Annotated in this window: 16 protein-coding genes; 9 read left to right on the top strand and 7 right to left on the bottom strand. The window is 65.0% G+C overall.

Going from position 1 to position 14,945, the window contains the following annotated elements:
• Positions 1-177 precede the first annotated feature (177 nt).
• Complete coding sequence (locus V3G39_11155; protein XAS75222.1) at positions 178-1,392, bottom strand: glycoside hydrolase family 3 N-terminal domain-containing protein; 1,215 nt, start codon at positions 1,390-1,392, stop codon at positions 178-180.
• Between the two features lie 125 nt (positions 1,393-1,517).
• Here V3G39_11155 and V3G39_11150 point away from each other — a divergent pair, with 125 nt between their 5' ends.
• The 5 genes from V3G39_11150 to V3G39_11130 all read left to right on the top strand — a co-directional run bounded on the left by V3G39_11150 (position 1,518) and on the right by V3G39_11130 (position 6,205).
• The gene (locus tag V3G39_11150) at positions 1,518-2,267 is read left to right on the top strand and encodes an ABC transporter ATP-binding protein (GenBank protein ID XAS75221.1); all 750 of its coding nucleotides are present in this window, start codon (positions 1,518-1,520) and stop codon (positions 2,265-2,267) included.
• A complete protein-coding gene (locus V3G39_11145; GenBank protein XAS75220.1) occupies positions 2,264-3,013 on the top strand; it encodes an ABC transporter permease in 750 nt (249 codons plus the stop codon). The genes V3G39_11150 and V3G39_11145 overlap by 4 nt, the downstream gene beginning before the upstream one ends.
• Positions 3,013-4,005 carry a COX15/CtaA family protein gene (locus V3G39_11140; protein ID XAS75219.1) on the top strand — a complete coding sequence of 331 codons (993 nt, stop codon included), beginning with the start codon at positions 3,013-3,015 and terminating at the stop codon, positions 4,003-4,005. Before V3G39_11145 ends, V3G39_11140 begins: the two co-directional genes overlap by 1 nt.
• Positions 4,006-4,149: 144 nt before the next feature.
• Positions 4,150-5,622, top strand: coding sequence for an MFS transporter (locus V3G39_11135; GenBank protein ID XAS75218.1), 1,473 nt, complete (start codon positions 4,150-4,152; stop codon positions 5,620-5,622).
• A 10-nt stretch (positions 5,623-5,632) separates the two neighbouring features.
• Positions 5,633-6,205 (top strand): universal stress protein, encoded by a 573-nt coding sequence (locus V3G39_11130; protein XAS75217.1) that lies wholly within the window; start codon positions 5,633-5,635, stop codon positions 6,203-6,205.
• A gap of 22 nt (positions 6,206-6,227) precedes the next feature.
• Here the strand turns inward: V3G39_11130 and V3G39_11125 are convergent, their stop codons facing one another.
• Both V3G39_11125 and V3G39_11120 read right to left on the bottom strand, forming a co-directional pair.
• Positions 6,228-7,238: a heme o synthase gene (locus tag V3G39_11125; protein ID XAS75216.1), complete on the bottom strand. Its 1,011-nt coding sequence runs from the start codon at positions 7,236-7,238 to the stop codon at positions 6,228-6,230.
• Between the two features lie 266 nt (positions 7,239-7,504).
• A complete protein-coding gene (locus tag V3G39_11120; GenBank protein ID XAS75215.1) occupies positions 7,505-8,119 on the bottom strand; it encodes a cytidylate kinase-like family protein in 615 nt (204 codons plus the stop codon).
• A 218-nt stretch (positions 8,120-8,337) separates the two neighbouring features.
• Here V3G39_11120 and V3G39_11115 point away from each other — a divergent pair, with 218 nt between their 5' ends.
• A complete protein-coding gene (locus V3G39_11115) occupies positions 8,338-8,628 on the top strand; it encodes a hypothetical protein (protein ID XAS75214.1) in 291 nt (96 codons plus the stop codon).
• 20 nt (positions 8,629-8,648) lie between these two features.
• Here V3G39_11115 and V3G39_11110 read toward each other — a convergent pair whose 3' ends face one another.
• From V3G39_11110 to V3G39_11100, 3 genes are all read right to left on the bottom strand, one after another.
• A complete protein-coding gene (locus V3G39_11110) occupies positions 8,649-9,287 on the bottom strand; it encodes a class I SAM-dependent methyltransferase (GenBank protein ID XAS75213.1) in 639 nt (212 codons plus the stop codon).
• A gap of 519 nt (positions 9,288-9,806) precedes the next feature.
• A complete protein-coding gene (locus V3G39_11105) occupies positions 9,807-10,157 on the bottom strand; it encodes a VOC family protein (GenBank protein XAS75212.1) in 351 nt (116 codons plus the stop codon).
• A 123-nt stretch (positions 10,158-10,280) separates the two neighbouring features.
• Entirely contained in the window at positions 10,281-10,772 is a 492-nt protein-coding gene (locus V3G39_11100) for a nitroreductase family deazaflavin-dependent oxidoreductase (GenBank protein ID XAS75211.1), read from the bottom strand.
• Positions 10,773-11,005: 233 nt separating this feature from the next.
• Between V3G39_11100 and V3G39_11095 the strand changes: the two genes are divergently transcribed.
• A complete protein-coding gene (locus V3G39_11095) occupies positions 11,006-11,182 on the top strand; it encodes a hypothetical protein (protein ID XAS75210.1) in 177 nt (58 codons plus the stop codon).
• Positions 11,183-11,245: 63 nt separating this feature from the next.
• On the opposite strand, the gene V3G39_11090 is transcribed toward V3G39_11095, so the two are convergent.
• Complete coding sequence (locus tag V3G39_11090) at positions 11,246-11,593, bottom strand: metalloregulator ArsR/SmtB family transcription factor (protein ID XAS78224.1); 348 nt, start codon at positions 11,591-11,593, stop codon at positions 11,246-11,248.
• Positions 11,594-11,695: 102 nt separating this feature from the next.
• Between V3G39_11090 and arsM the strand changes: the two genes are divergently transcribed.
• The gene (gene arsM / locus V3G39_11085; protein XAS75209.1) at positions 11,696-12,502 is read left to right on the top strand and encodes an arsenite methyltransferase; all 807 of its coding nucleotides are present in this window, start codon (positions 11,696-11,698) and stop codon (positions 12,500-12,502) included.
• A 277-nt stretch (positions 12,503-12,779) separates the two neighbouring features.
• Entirely contained in the window at positions 12,780-14,915 is a 2,136-nt protein-coding gene (gene tkt / locus V3G39_11080; protein ID XAS75208.1) for a transketolase, read from the top strand.
• The last annotated feature ends 30 nt before the right edge of the window (positions 14,916-14,945 follow it).

Genomic DNA, 14,945 nt, shown 5'->3' with positions numbered 1-14,945 from the left:
TGACCTAATTGCCTGGGTATCGAGTAGGCAGGTTGCCCTAACTGTCCTGACCCTGCGGCGCGAGCACTTCGCAACCGGTCATCAGGCGTGCTGATTACCCGCTGCAGACGACGGATAGAACGTGATCATGTCACCGGGAGGTACGTGTTTTCCCAGCTGTCGAAGCCGACCGCCCGGTCAGCCCACGCAGCTGCTGCCCAACAGACCACGTCGTTCCTTACCGAGCAGCACCTCGTAGGCGGCGTTGTCCACCTTCTTCGACCAGTAGGGGCTGCCCTGGGCCATCTGCAGGATCGCGTTGTACATGACCGGGACAACCGCGGGATTGACGGTGAGGATCAGATCCACCCCGGCGTAGAGGGCGTTGATGGCCCGATTGGCCACCGGCCAACGACCCGGTTGGACAGCGTTTCCGAGGTCGTCGGACATGATCGGCCCGGTAAAGCCTCTCTGTCGTACCAGGTTGACGACCTTCGGGGAGAAGACGGCCAGGGTGCTCGGGTCGATCTTGTCGTAGATGGCCGAGGACATCATGACCGCGCTGGCTCCATCGTTGATATCGGTCGCGAACGGATTCAGGTACGCGCTGGATGCGCTTGTCTGCCGGTCGTGGACTCCATAGGTCGTGTCGGTGTTGCCGGTGACTATTCCGAGGCCCGGGAAATGCTTGGTCGTCGCACCGACACCGCCGTCGTCCATGCCACGAACGAATGCAGACGACCCAGCGGCCGTTGCATACGAGGTGTATCCGTACTCCCGCTGGAAAACCCCGATCGGTGGGTTGTTCCGGGCAGCAGCGGCACTCGGGACGGTGCCCGCCACGGGAGCCAGGTTGAGGTTCACGCCGACACCCGCCAGTTGACGGGCCCAAGTCGCGGCCGATCGCTGCAAGGTGGAGGAGGACCAGGAACCCTGAGTGAGCGCAGTCGGGATCCTGCTGAAGCCGGCGCCCTGCAGGACCTGGACGTAACCGCCTTCCTGATCGGTCGCAATGAACAGCGGTGTGCCGGCCGTGCTGCTCGCGGTCACCCGTGCGCGCAACGCCGCGGTCGTCCGCGCAGGAGTGGCAGTACCGCTGGTGCTGCGACCGCTGAGGAACACGTTGCCGACGTGGTAGCGCGATATCTGGTCCAGCACCGTGGCGCTGGCGGCCGTCGCCGGTGTGCCCACCATGAACATCTGACCGACCCGTTGCTCCAGCGACATCCGGTTCAATGTGCTGAGTGCGTTGCACGCGCTCGCACCGCCGGGTGAAATGTCGGCGCGCGCCGTCGCGGCAACCCGGGTAGACGTCGGCCGCAGCGAGACCGCGTTCACGGCCGAGGCCGTGCAGACCCCGCTGCCCAGCAGCGCGCTGGTCGCAGCAATCAGACCCGTCCATCGTGCGTTCATGAAATGACGTCCTGTCCAACCCGCTGGGCCCCAACTATCGATAGTCAACAGAGACGATAGACCCGCCGAAAGCTCGAGACCACACCCCGCACAGACCCGATATCGACACGCTCTAAACTCGGGGTGTGAACTTCGAGAATCCCGTGCAGCTTCGGGATGTCTCACACCGTTACGGCGCCAAGCACGCCCTGCACGGGTTGTCCTTCGATGCGAAGGCCGCCGAGGTCACCTGTGTCCTCGGCCCCAACGGAGCCGGGAAGACGACAGCGGTCGAGCTCGCGGTAGGCCTACGGGAACCCCAGGACGGAAGTGTGCTGGTGCTGGGCACCGATCCGTGGCGAGCCGGCGCTGAGCATCGCGCACAGGTCGGGGTGATGCTGCAGGACGGCGGACTACCGGCCAGCGTCGCGCCTGACCGACTGCTACGCCATCTCGCCGGGATGTATGCGCAGGACGATCGCAACATGCTGGTCGAATGCCTGGGCATCGCCGATTTCGCGCAGACGCCCACTCGTCGCCTATCGGGCGGACAACGGCAGCGCGTGGCGCTCGCGGCAGCGTTGATCGGACGACCCGACGTCGTCTTCCTGGACGAACCGAGCGCCGGTCTCGATCCGCACAGCCGCCTGGACGTGTGGGACCTCATCAGGGCGGCCCGTGATCGCGGTGCGGCCGTGTTGGTGACGACCCATTCGTTCGAAGAGGCCGAGCGACTCGCAGATCGGGTGGTCGTCGTCGCTGCCGGACGGGTCGTCGCGGACGGTTCGGTCGCCGATGTGAGCGCCCTCGCGACCAAGGACCCGGATGCGCCCTACGCGCCCGGCACCTTGGAGTCGGCCTACTTCGCGCTCACCAGGACCGCGGTCCTGCGATGACCGCTGCCGCCGGTCCCGGTGCCCGCATTCGAGCTCAGGCCACGTTCGAGGGACGCACCCTGCTGTCCAATGGGGAGCAGCTCCTGGTGTCGCTGGTGCTACCGGCGCTGGCGCTGGTCGGGCTGGCGATCTCCACCGCTCCAGGCCTGGGACCGGGTCGGCGCATCGACCTGGCCGTGCCCGGCGTACTCGCGCTGGCCGTCGTCTCGACCGCGTTCACCGGCCAGGCCATCTCCACGGGGTTCGACCGCCGTTACGGCGTCCTCCGCCTGTTGGGCACGACACCGCTCGGGCGCAGCGGTCTGCTGGCCGGAAAAGCAATCGCCGTGCTGACCGTGGTTGCCGCGCAGACCGTGCTGCTGAGCGCTCTGGGTCTGGCGTTCGGGTGGCATCCCCAGCTCGCCGGCATAGCGGTCGCCGCCGTGCTGCTGATCCTGGGAAGCGCGGTCTGGGTCGCGTTGGCGCTGGCGTTGTCGGGGGTGCTACGTGCTGAAGCGACCCTCGCTGTCGCAAACTTGATCTGGGTCCTGCTGGCAGCCGGCGGCGGACTACTCGTCCCGAGCGATCGTTTCCCGACGGGCGTTGCAGATGTCATCCGGTTGCTGCCCTCCGGTGCGCTCGGCGACGGGCTGCGTGCCGCTCTCACCGGCCACGATGTCAGTGCGATCGGACCGATCGTCGTCCTGCTCTGCTGGGGTGGCCTCGGGGCTTTTCTGGTGACTAGATTCTTCCGATGGAGTGACTGATGAGCACCGCGGTACGCACAGATCTGCCGGGCGGCGTCGTCCGGCGCGGCTGGCACTCGCTGACCGATCTACTCGCCGGATGGTTACGGCCCCTGGCGTGGATCAACCTTGCTGTCGAGATCGGCATTGTCGGCACCGGCGGACTGGTGCGGCTGTCCGGAAGTGGGCTCGGGTGCCCCACATGGCCGCAGTGCGTCAACGGGTCGATCATCCCCGTCGCCCACCAGGAACAGTCCTGGCACAAGTTTGTCGAGTTCGGTAACCGCACCCTCACCTCGGTGGTGGGCGTCGTGGCGGTGCTGCTGATCCTCGCAATCCTCGGTCACCGACGCGCCGGCAACCGGCAGGCCCTCCTGCTGCCTGCTTTCGGCGTCCTGGCAGGTATCGCGCTGCAGGCGATCGTCGGCGGGATCTCGGTCCTGACCGACCTCAACCCCTTCATCGTGGCGGTGCACTTCCTGATCTCGATGGTGCTGGTGGCCACCTCCGCGTGGGTCGTGTGGCAGATCCGTACGCACCGCCTGGTCCAGGTGCGCCGGGAACTACGGTGGCTCGGCACAGGCACGGCAACGATTGCCGCCATCGTTCTCATCCTCGGCACGGCCGTGACCGGAGCCGGACCGCATTCCGGAGATGCAGCACACCCGGCGAGATTCAGCTTCAGTCCGCAATCTGCAGCCTGGCTGCATGCAGACATGGTGATGCTCTTCAGTGGCCTGGTGGTCGCGATGCTGGTCGCCACCTCGATGGCCGGTGCACGCAGCGCCATGCGGGTCTGGCGTCTCGTGGCGATCGTCACCGTGCTGCAGGGCATCATCGGGTACACCCAGTACTTCCTCGGCGTACCAGGCGCGCTGGTCCTCATCCACATGCTGATGGCCTGCCTGCTGGTCGTCGTCGTCACCTGGGGAGTGCTGAGCTTGTACCCGCGGACGCTTCCGAGCGTGGCCACCACGGACGCTGTCCGCGCCGCAACTCCGGTTCACCACTGATCCACCCGCCCCATGAGCCGGGTGTTCGTGGCACGTACCGCGTCGCTCGAAGCGGTCATTGCGTCGTGGATTACAGGATGCTAAAAAGATAGAGCATTCGGTGGCTATGACAACTGGTCATCTCGCACGGGTCGAGGAGCGCGCATGACTGCTGCGTCAACCAAGCAGGACAAGCCCATCCGCAGCATGGTCCCTGCGCGCATGCATGACATGCCGTGGACCCGATTCCACTGGATGGTCATTTTCGGGCTCGGCACCGCATGGATCCTCGATGGACTCGAGATCCAGATCGTCGCCGCCGGCGGCTTCGAGAAGACGCTGCACATGAGCAGCTCCGATGTCGGCCTCGCGGGTACCGTCTACCTGCTCGGCGAGGTAGCCGGCGCATTGTTCTTCGGTCGGCTCACTGATTCCTGGGGCCGCAAGAAGATGTTCACCCTCACCCTCGTGGTCTACCTGGTGGGAGCCGCGGCGTCCGGTCTCGCGCCGACGATGTGGGTATTCCTGTTGTTCCGTTTCATCTCCGGCATGGGCATCGGCGGTGAGTACTCGGCGGTGAACTCAGCGATCGACGAGCTGATACCGGGTAAGCAGCGAGGCCGCGTCGACCTGGCCATCAACGGCACCTACTGGGGCGGTGCGGCCATCGGCGCCCTGGCCAGTACGTTCCTGCTCGACACCAGCCGCTTCGGGCAGGACATCGGCTGGCGGATCGCCTTCTTCATCGGCCCGATCCTGGGCCTGGGCATCATCTACCTTCGTCGCCACATCCCGGAGAGCCCGCGGTGGCTGCTGACGCACGGTCACGCGGAAGAGGCCGAGACGATCGTCGGCGGCATCGAGCACGAGATCCGTGATGCGGGTGGAGAACTGCCCCATCACGAAGAGTCCGACGGCCGTTGGATCAAGGCCGGCGAGGCCCTGACGACCAAGCAGCTGGTCTACGTGTTCTTCAAGCTCTATCCGACCCGCACGGTGCTGGGCGCTACCTTGATGATCACGCAGAGCTTCCTCTACAACGCCATCTTCTTCACCTACGCGCTGGTCCTGAAGAACTTCTACGGCCTGTCCAGCTCCCAGGCGGCGGTCTACTTCTTCCCGTTCGCGATCGGTAACCTGCTCGGGCCGCTGGTCCTCGGCCGGTTCTTCGACACCGTCGGTCGGCGCCGGATGATCGGTGGTTGCTACTCGATCTCAGGGGTGATCCTGGGCATCTCCGCCGTGTTGTTCCTGGGGGATCACCTCAACCCCGTCACGCACACCGCGTTCTGGTGCGTCGCGTTCTTCTTCGCCTCCGCCGGCGCTTCTGCGGGCTACCTGACCGTGTCGGAGATATTCCCGCAGGAGGTCCGCGGTCAGGCCATCTCCTACTTCTTCGCGGTCGCCCAGGTCTTCGGAGCGTTGGGGCCGGTGTTCTACGGGTGGCTGATCGGAGACGGCAAGGACCGTACCCCGATGTTCTGGGGCTACCTCATCGCGACCGCCATCATGCTCATCGGCGCGACCGTGGCCATTGTGTGGGGTGTTGATGCCGAGGGCAAGTCGCTTGAAGAGATAGCACCGCCGCTGACCGAGCACGACGAGCAGGGCAACTCGATCACCCATCTGCCCGTCTGAGGAGGCGCTGATGTCTACAGCAGCAACCGACCCGCCGTACACCGTCGTGGTCGGGGTGAGCGGCACGTCGAAGTCACGGGCTGCGGTGATCTGGGCAGCGGCTCAGGCCAGCGCCAACCACGGGCGCCTGATCGCGGTGCGCGTACTCAAAAGAGTCCCCTCCCCCGAGGCACCCACGAGCGTGTCGTCGCAGCGGCCGCTGTCGGAGCCGCTATCGTCCCGAAGCGCACATGATACGGCCACGGCATATCAGCAGGCCGATCTTGCTGCCGACATCGCCGAGACACTCGGGTCCTCCCACCAGGCCGAGTGCCGAGTTCTGTACGGGGGCACGCGTAAATGTCTGCTCGCAGCTGCCCGCAGTGCGGATCTCCTCGTCATCGATGCTGCGCGCACACCGTCGTCTTCGTCCATGTTGGCGCACCGGATCATCGCGGCGGCCGGATGTCCGGTGGTCGTTCTACCGCCGGCACTGACCCACGAGCCGCCGCCATGGATCGTCAAGGCGGGTCAGGTGGTGGGCCAGACGGCACTGCGTGCGCTGGGCACCAGCGGCCGGCCGGGATACCACCCACCGGAGTAGTCGGCGCGGTGGTGCCCGGTACCTACCAGGCCAGGTGCAGCAGCGGGTCGAGGGCCACGCCGATGAAGACCAGCGTGAGATAGCTGATCGAGTAGTGGAACAACCGCATCGGTCGCAGCACGTCGTAGGCGGCTCCGTTCTGAGCCGCTCGGCGTAGCCGGTGCGCTTCGACGAGGAAGAGCGCGCCCGAGGCGAGCGCAACCACCGTGTAGAGCACCCCCATTGAGGCAACCGGCACGAGTACCAACGACGTGATCACGGTCGCCCACGCGTAGAGCACGACCTGTGCAGCGACCGCCGTGTCACGCGCGACCACGGGCAGCATCGGCACGCCCGCGCTGGCGTAGTCCTCCTTGTAACGCATCGAGAGCGGCCAGTAGTGCGGCGGCGTCCAGAAGAAGACGAGAAGGAAGAGGACCAGCGCCGGCCACGCCAATGAATTAGTAACCGCTGCCCAGCCGATGAGCACCGGCATACAGCCTGCGACCCCGCCCCACACGATGTTCTGGGACGTCCGACGCTTCAGCAGGAGTGTGTAGAAGAGGACGTACAGGACGATGGCGCCGATCGAGAGCGCGGCGGACAGCCAATTGACCAACAGTCCCAGCCAGGCCACCGAAAGAAGACCCAGGATGGAGGCGAACGTGTAACCGGCGCGGGGCCCGATGACGCCGGTGGCCATCGGTCGACCCTCGGTGCGGTGCATCAGCCGGTCGATATCACGGTCCAGGCAGCAGTTGAAGGCGTTCGCCGATCCGGCGGACAGGCTCCCACCGACGAGGGTTGCCACGATCAGCCATACCGCGGGGACCCCCCGCTGCGCCAGGAACATGACCGGGAAGGTCGTCACCAGAAGTAGTTCAATGATGCGCGGCTTGGTCAACGACACGTAGTCAGCAATGATCTGTCGGCTCGACCGAGCCGCCAGACCGTCTACGGAGTCGGCGACCCCTGTCGCGCCCTGATCGGTCGACCCCGGGTGTGCGGGCGACGTCTGACCATCAGTCGCAAGATTCGGCGAGCTGGCTTTCACAGTGTCCTTTGAAGGTTTGGCTTGTGCATCCACGATGAACCCGGGCAATCTGGGCCCCTGAACTGGTCCCCTGATCGTAGTCCTCGCCATTCGGCGCCTCGAGGGCACCACAGCGCAGTGGCCGGTGGTCCGCGTCGGGGAACAACGCGGCTGTGCATTGGGATCGGAATTATTCAAAGCACCCGGCCACTGGTTGCGCCAAGATCCCTGCCCAACTGAGATGTCGGACTCATGAAACCTCTGCCACCGTGCTGCAGCGAGGGTCCTCAGTGACCGCTTCGGGCCGCATACACGATGAGTTCCTCTGCAAGATCCCAACCGATCCGAACCGTGTCCAGGACCAGGTCGTAGTGCCGCGCATCGGAGGAATTGACCCCGTAGAAGTGTTTGGCGTACACCGAACGGATCCTGTCATTCTCCCGCTGTGCCGCAGTAGCGGACTTCTCGTCGATCCCGTGCTGTTGCATTGCCGACTTGATCCGTCCCTCGGGCCGACCGTCGAGCCGTACATGCAACACGTCTGCATGGTCTGCAAGCACCATTGCCGCTGCGTGACCGAGGATGACGGCGTTCTTGCCGTCGGCAACCTTTCGTATCTCGGCCTCCGTGCCACGCATCACGTCGCGGTCGGTCACGCCCTGGTCGACGGGGGCCGGGACTGCCATGCCAGGCGACAGACTCGACATATGGGCCAGAAATCCCCACAAGCCGCTGGGCGCGTCGTGTTCGATTGCCTCGGCGTCCTGCACTGAGATCCCGAGCTCGTTCGCGACGGCGACCGGGACCGCCCGGTCGATGAACTCAAGGCCCAGCTGCTTGGCCACCCGCGGACCCACTGCGCTTCCCCCGGCCCCGTAGGACGCCGAGATTGTGACAATCATGATCGTCTCCCTTCGACGCCCACGACGTTATCGCTCATCCCGTTTGCAGCGCCAGCCGCCGACGGGCATCCGACCTGCTCGGATCGCGGGGTCCAGAGGCAGCCGAGCCTCTCGCGTCGGATCGGCATCCAGGGATCGGTTTCGGACCGATCGGTTTCGGACCGGGGCTTCCCTGCAACTGCTATCGACCATCGGCTGGATGGCCGATACTTCACCCTGTGCTTCGTCATACCTGGTGGGTCCTCGGTCTCGTGCTGCTCGGAGGTGGTGTTGCGGTAGTGCTGGCATCTCAGATCGGTCCCAGCAACTTCGGTTGGTTCGCCTACGCACCCCTGGGCGACGGCTCCGGCGGGCGCATCAGCAGTGGCTCCCTGTGGAACGGCTCCCTGTGGAACGGGTCGATGCTGATTGTCAACCGACGGCAGGTCCTCGGTCTTGCCGTTGCGGCCATCGGACTGGTGGTTCTCGCCGCTGGGACGGGGTTCACACTGGGTCGGCGTCGTGCCTGACGGCCGGATGCTTCTTCAACTCATTGGTTGAGGGCGGTACCCAGGACGGTAGGAGCTACGGGTGGCAGGTTAGGCCAGACCATGACCTCGCGCACCGCGGTGGCGTCGAAACCCGCGGCCGCGACGGCGCCTCTGGTGTCGCGGCGGATAGAGCACCCACCGGCGGCGCGCCCCCACACTGGCTCCAGTAGTTGCTGAAGGCGACCGACCCAGTGTCCCGGTGGGGCTGCGGCGTGCTCGAGCAGGAGCAGCCGACCATCAGGTACCAGGACCCGTCGCAGCTCTGCGAGCACTCTGGGCGGTTGTGTTACCGAGCAGAGCACGCATGCACAAAGCACTGCATCGACCGAACCGTCAGCCAACGGCAGGTCGTGGGCGTCCGCAGAGAGCAGCATGACCGGTACCGGGCAGGCCGTCACCCGTCCACGGGCGAGGGCGCGCATCGAGGGGTCGGGCTCGACGGCGACCACTGATGTCACCGTGGCCGGCAGGTGGGCCAGGTCGTGACCGGGTCCAAGACCCAGGATCAGCAGCCGACCACTTGCTTCTGCCAGCACCGACGCACGTAGCCGGCCGTAGCCGCCACGTTCCCCGGCCGCGGCGACCAATCGGTAGACCTGTGCGAAGACCGGGTGGGCGTGTTCCTGCTCACTGCTCATGACCCAGTATCAACTCGGGGTTCGGTACAGCTCCTGTTCACCCGACAGGTCGGGTCGAAGTCGCAGACCGCAGACTTCACGACGACACCGGCGTCGGCGATCCGCACCTGAGGCCCATACACAGCCAGTCGCTCTCGGCAGACGCCGCACGGGCTCAAGACCAGGAAGCGGCCATCCGAATGCCGGTGCAGGCAGATCGAAACCACGATCTGCTGACCAGGGTGATAGCCCCGCAGTAGGGCTCGATTTCGTGACACACCTGCACTGACGGGTTGATGGCATCGGGCGAGGTTCCGGTCAGGATCGTTCCGTCCGCGAGCGACCTCGCGGCTGCTCCCCGATGGTCCCGGTCCTCGAATCGGCTCTCGATGAGTGCGCGGCAGGCCCTGATCACTGCTTCGAGTGCCTGGTCATCCACGGCACGAACGTCCGAGGGTTGTATGAGCAGCGGTGAACGACGACATCCTGGGGCTGCAGAACCGACCGACTGCCGATCCGTGTGCGGTGACGGCATCGCCCTCATTGGTGATGCGCAGCAACGTTGATCACCTGCCCATCAGGGCTGCGGACAAAGAAACGGCGAATACCCCACGGTTCGTCGGTGAGTGGATGCACGACCTCGTAGCCACGTCGCTGCGCTTCCTCATAGGCGGCATCGACGTCGTCGACCCTGATCGTCATCACGGAGTCCTCGGGCGCCGTTGCGTCCCGGGTCACGACTTGAACGCATGCGCCCGAATCCGGTGAGCTGAACCGGGCCACCCAGCCTTGATTCATACCGTCCTGAGTGAGCCCGAGGAAGTGGAAGAACTCCCGCGCACGCTCGACGTCGTCGGTGTGCAGGTTGGTGATGACCTCTGACGCTTTCATCACCCAAGCCTGACAGGTGGCTCGGACATACCACTGACGCCAAGCCGTCTCACAGGTGGCACCGTTTCACCGCAGGGCACCGATATCCGGATGTGGATCGCTCATCGATCGTTGCGGGTCTCGTCAGGTGCTGGCATCGAGGTCGATGGCGAGCATGGGTAGTCGAGCGTGGTTCACGTCGATACGTGTATCCAAGGTTCGTTCCAGTACCGGTCGCAGCTTCGCCCAGGATCGGGGATGCGTGGTGGCGTAACGGCCCAGTGACGCGGCGGAGTCGGCCTCATCGAGGCGATGCGCAGTTGCCACTGCCGGTGGGCGGCTGCCGAGGTAGACGCGGACCTGCGGATTGGCGCGGACATTGCGGAACCACTGCGCTTTTTCACCGAAACCGGACACGACGACATAGCGTCCCGGTGCTGGATGGTCGACGATCTCCAAGGCCACGTATCGCCTCAGCCCAGAGGTGCGCCCCACATGTTCGAGCATCAACAGCCGTGACCCGAACAGGAAACCGAGCTTGGCGCGATAGAGCCAGATCGGAGCCCGTACAAACCATCGGACCCTGAGCAGTGCTGCGCTGGCACGCGTGATCGGGCTCGGTCGCTGATCATTCACAGGACCGATGTTCGCAGCTGGTTCGGTTCAGATCCGGCGTTCCGGATTTCATCTACCTGGCGGCCGATTTCGAGGCTGTCGAGACTTGGAAGTTTCCGCCGGCAACCCAGGCGACCAGAGCGATGGTTGCTTCCACATCTGTGACCGACCAAGCTGGCCGGCATGAGCTTCAAAGCACATAGCGCCGGCTTTCGTACGCCACGGTCTCTCGCATACAGCCAGGTGGTGACGTCATGACGCGCGGAGCATTGCTCTGGGCCGGAATTGCTCTCCTTGGCATCGGGTTGGTGATGATCGTGGCTGCCTCCAGAAATACCCGGACCGAGTCCCAAAAGAAAGGGCTGAGGGCAACAGCGGTTGGCGTCGACGTTGCCGCAGCGATTCTCTTCATCGTCGCGAGCCTGAGGTAACCGGCAAATCCTGCGACCCGTGCGAGGCGGCAGGTAAGAGCGAAACACTGGCAGGCTGGGCAGCTATCCGAGGTGTAGAAAATCTGGACGCCTCAGGGCGGTGGCCAGCGCGTCGAGGGTGCTGGTCACCACTCGGTAGTAGGACCAGCGGCCGCGTTGCTCGCGGGTCAGTAGCCCGGCGTCGACGAGTTGCTTGAGGTGATGGGAGACCGTCGGTTGGCTGAGCCCGCCGGGCTCGGTGAGATCACAGACGCAGGCTTCCTCGTCGGAGTGAGCTGCGATCCGCGACAGCAATCGGACGCGGGTCGGGTCGCCGAGGGCTTTGAAGATGCGGGCGAGACGTTCGGCCTCGACCACATCGAGGACATCGCCGGTGACCGGACTGCAGCAGTCCGTCACGTCATTGGCCATCGGTAGCGCGGTCATCACCCGATGAGCTTGTCACACTGATTGACATACATCGATGGATCAGCGAAAGTCGATACATCGATATTCTTCTATCAAGGAGTGACCATGGCTGATATCCGTGAACAGGTCCGGGCCCGTTACGCCGAGGCGGCGACCGCAGTCAGCAGCACCGGCCAGGATGCACTGGCCGTCGTGGACGCCGATCAGAATCGGGTGTCCTCCTCGGTTGTCGAGGCGAACGCGTCCTGTTGCGGGGGTGGCACCGACGTGGATGCTGCTTTCGGATCCAGCCTGTACAGCACCGACGAGCACAGTGAACTGCCTGCCGAGGCGGTAGCCGCCAGTCTGGGATGCGGCAACCCGATGATCGTGGCTCAGCTACGCGCCGGTGAGAAGGTCCTCGACCTGGGTTCGGGCGGCGGAATCGACGTGCTGCTCTCCGCACGACGGGTCGGGCCGAGCGGCTTCGCCTACGGCGTGGACATGACGCAGGAGATGCTCACGTTGGCCAACGCGAACAAGGCCAGGGCCGGCGTCGACAACGTCGAGTTCCTGAAAGGAACGATGGAAGACGTGCCGCTGCCCGACGCGTGTGTCGACGTCGTGATCTCCAACTGCGTGATCAACTTGTCCACCGACAAGCCCGCCGTGTTGGCCGAGATGTTCCGCGTACTCGTCCCTGGCGGGCGAATCGGAATATCCGATGTCGTCGCTGAGGACCACCTCAGTGTCGCGGACCGGGCCGAGCGCGGCTCCTACGTCGGCTGCATCGCCGGTGCCCTGTCCCGCGCCGAATACCTGGAGGGGTTGACTGCAGCCGGTTTCATCGACGCCGAGGTCGACTTCACCCACGAAGCCGCGCCCGGAATGCACTCCGCCATCGTGCGAGCCGCCAAACCGGCAGCGGCCTGAGCGGTGAACCTGCCTGCTGAGTGACCCCGTCTGCGATGCAGCCGCTGCTGGGCTGTTGACGACCCACCTGACGGGCGCCGTCACCAGGCAGATCCGGCGCGCACCGGGATGTACAAGGCCCATCCTCAATCGGACATAAAACAACACGTTCCACTGTTGTAATATGTGAGAAGTGCGCGAGATGGAGATGCGAACCAGGCCATTTCGGGTCTAGGGTCCTAACTACAGACGCGCAAGCAGTCAGCAAATACCCACAAACCTGAAGGAGTCTTCTCCCGTGAGCCAGGACACCCGTCGCGATCCCAGCCTTTCCCAGCCTGTAGCGAGCACCGCGGGGTGGACCGCCGTCGATGTGCGTGCCGTCGACACGGCACGGCTGCTGGCCGCCGACGCGGTCCAGAAGACTGGTAACGGCCACCCCGGCACCGCGATGAGCCTGGCGCCGCTGGCCTACCTGCTCTACCAGCAGGTCATGCGGATCGACCCCGCCGACGCGACGTGGATCGGCCGCGACCGGTTCGTGCTCTCCTGCGGACACTCCAGCCTGACCCAGTACATCCAGCTCTACTTCTCCGGCTACGGCCTGGAACTCGATGACCTCAAGGCGCTGCGCACCTGGGGTTCCAAGACCCCCGGCCACCCTGAGTACGGCCACACCGACGGGGTTGACATCACCACCGGACCCCTGGGCTCGGGCATCGCCTCGGCCGTGGGGATGGCCATGGCGCAGCGTCGGCAGCGCGGTCTGCTCGACCCAGATGCCGCACCCGGCACCAGCCCCTTCGACCACCGCATCTGGACCATCGCCTCCGACGGCGACATGATGGAAGGCGTCTCAGGCGAGTCCGCGTCGCTGGCAGGAACCCAGGAACTGGGCAACCTGATCGCCTTCTACGACCAGAACCAGATCTCCATCGAGGACGACACCGACGTGTCGTTCAGCGAGAACGTCGCCGCCCGCTACGAGGCCTACGGCTGGCACGTGCAGACCGTCGACTGGCGCTTGGGCGCGACGAGCAAGGGCGATGGCGACTACGTCGAAGACATCGATGCCCTGCTCGACGCGATCGAGGCGGCCAAGGCTGTCACGGACAAGCCGTCGTTCATTGCGTTGAAGACGGTCCTGGCGTGGCCTGCCCCGAACAAGAAAGGCACCGGCGACGCGCACGGATCTGCACTCGGCGACGCGGAGATCGAGGGCACCAAGAAGTTGCTCGGCTTCGATCCCGAGCAAACCTTCGAGGTGTCCGATGAGGTCATCTCGCACGTCCGCAAGGTCAAGGACCGAGGTGCGCAGGCCCACGCCGCATGGCAGCAGGATTTCGACGCGTGGCGCGCTGCGAACACCGATGCCGCAAAACTGCTGGATCGGCTGGTCGCCCAGGAACTTCCCGACGGCTTCAGCGAGGCGTTCCCGACCTTCGAGGCCGACGCCAAGGGCATTGCCTCGCGCGCGGCCTCCGGCAAGGTGCTCACTGCGCTTGCAGATGTGATGCCGGAGCTGTGGGGTGGGTCTGCCGACCTCGCAGGGTCCAACAACACCACCATGACCGGTGCGCCCAGCTTTTTGCCGCACAACCGCCAGACGCAGGAGTGGAAGGGCGGCCCCTACGGTCGAACCCTGCACTTCGGTATCCGTGAGAACGCGATGGGGATGGCGCTGAACGGCATCGCACTGGAGGGTCTGACCCGCCCCTACGGCGGCACCTTCCTGACATTCTCGGACTACATGCGCCCGGCCGTCCGACTCGCCGCGCTGCAGAACATTCCGGTGACTTTTGTCTGGACACACGACTCTGTCGGCCTCGGCGAGGACGGCCCGACCCATCAGCCGATCGAGCAGATCGCTTCGTTGCGTGCGATCCCCCAGTTGGATGTCGTGCGACCCTCGGACGCCAACGAGACGGCAATCGCCTGGAAATCGATCCTGACCCGTCGTGGAGCGGCCGCACTCATCCTGTCCCGGCAGGCGCTGCCCACTCTGGACCGCACCGAATTCGCATCTGCGGACGGTGTCGACCGCGGTGGGTACATCCTGGCGGATTCCGAGAAGGACACCCCCGACGTGATCCTGATCGCCACCGGCTCAGAGGTCAGTGTCGCTGTCGAGGCCCGCAAGGCGCTGAAGGAAAAGAACATCGACGCGCGCGTCGTGTCGCTCCCGTGCCGCGAGTGGTTCTTCGCTCAGGACGCCTCCTATCGCGAGCAGGTACTACCGGCGAGCGTGAAGGCACGTGTCTCGATCGAAGCCGCAACGACCTTCGGCTGGCACGACATCGTCGGTGACGCGGGAATCGCGATCGGTATCGACCACTACGGCGCGAGCGCCGATGGCGCACTGCTGCTGGAGAAGTTCGGCATCACCAGCGAGCACATGGTGACTGCTGCGCAAGACTCCCTCAACTCACTCTGACTCAACCTGATCAGCAAGAACGCGATCACT

It is taken from the genome of Dermatophilaceae bacterium Sec6.4 (genome assembly GCA_039636865.1).
Lineage (GTDB): Bacteria > Actinomycetota > Actinomycetes > Actinomycetales > Dermatophilaceae > Allobranchiibius.
The sequence above is the reverse complement of the archived record's forward strand: the minus strand, read 5'-3'. Positions and strand labels throughout refer to the sequence as shown.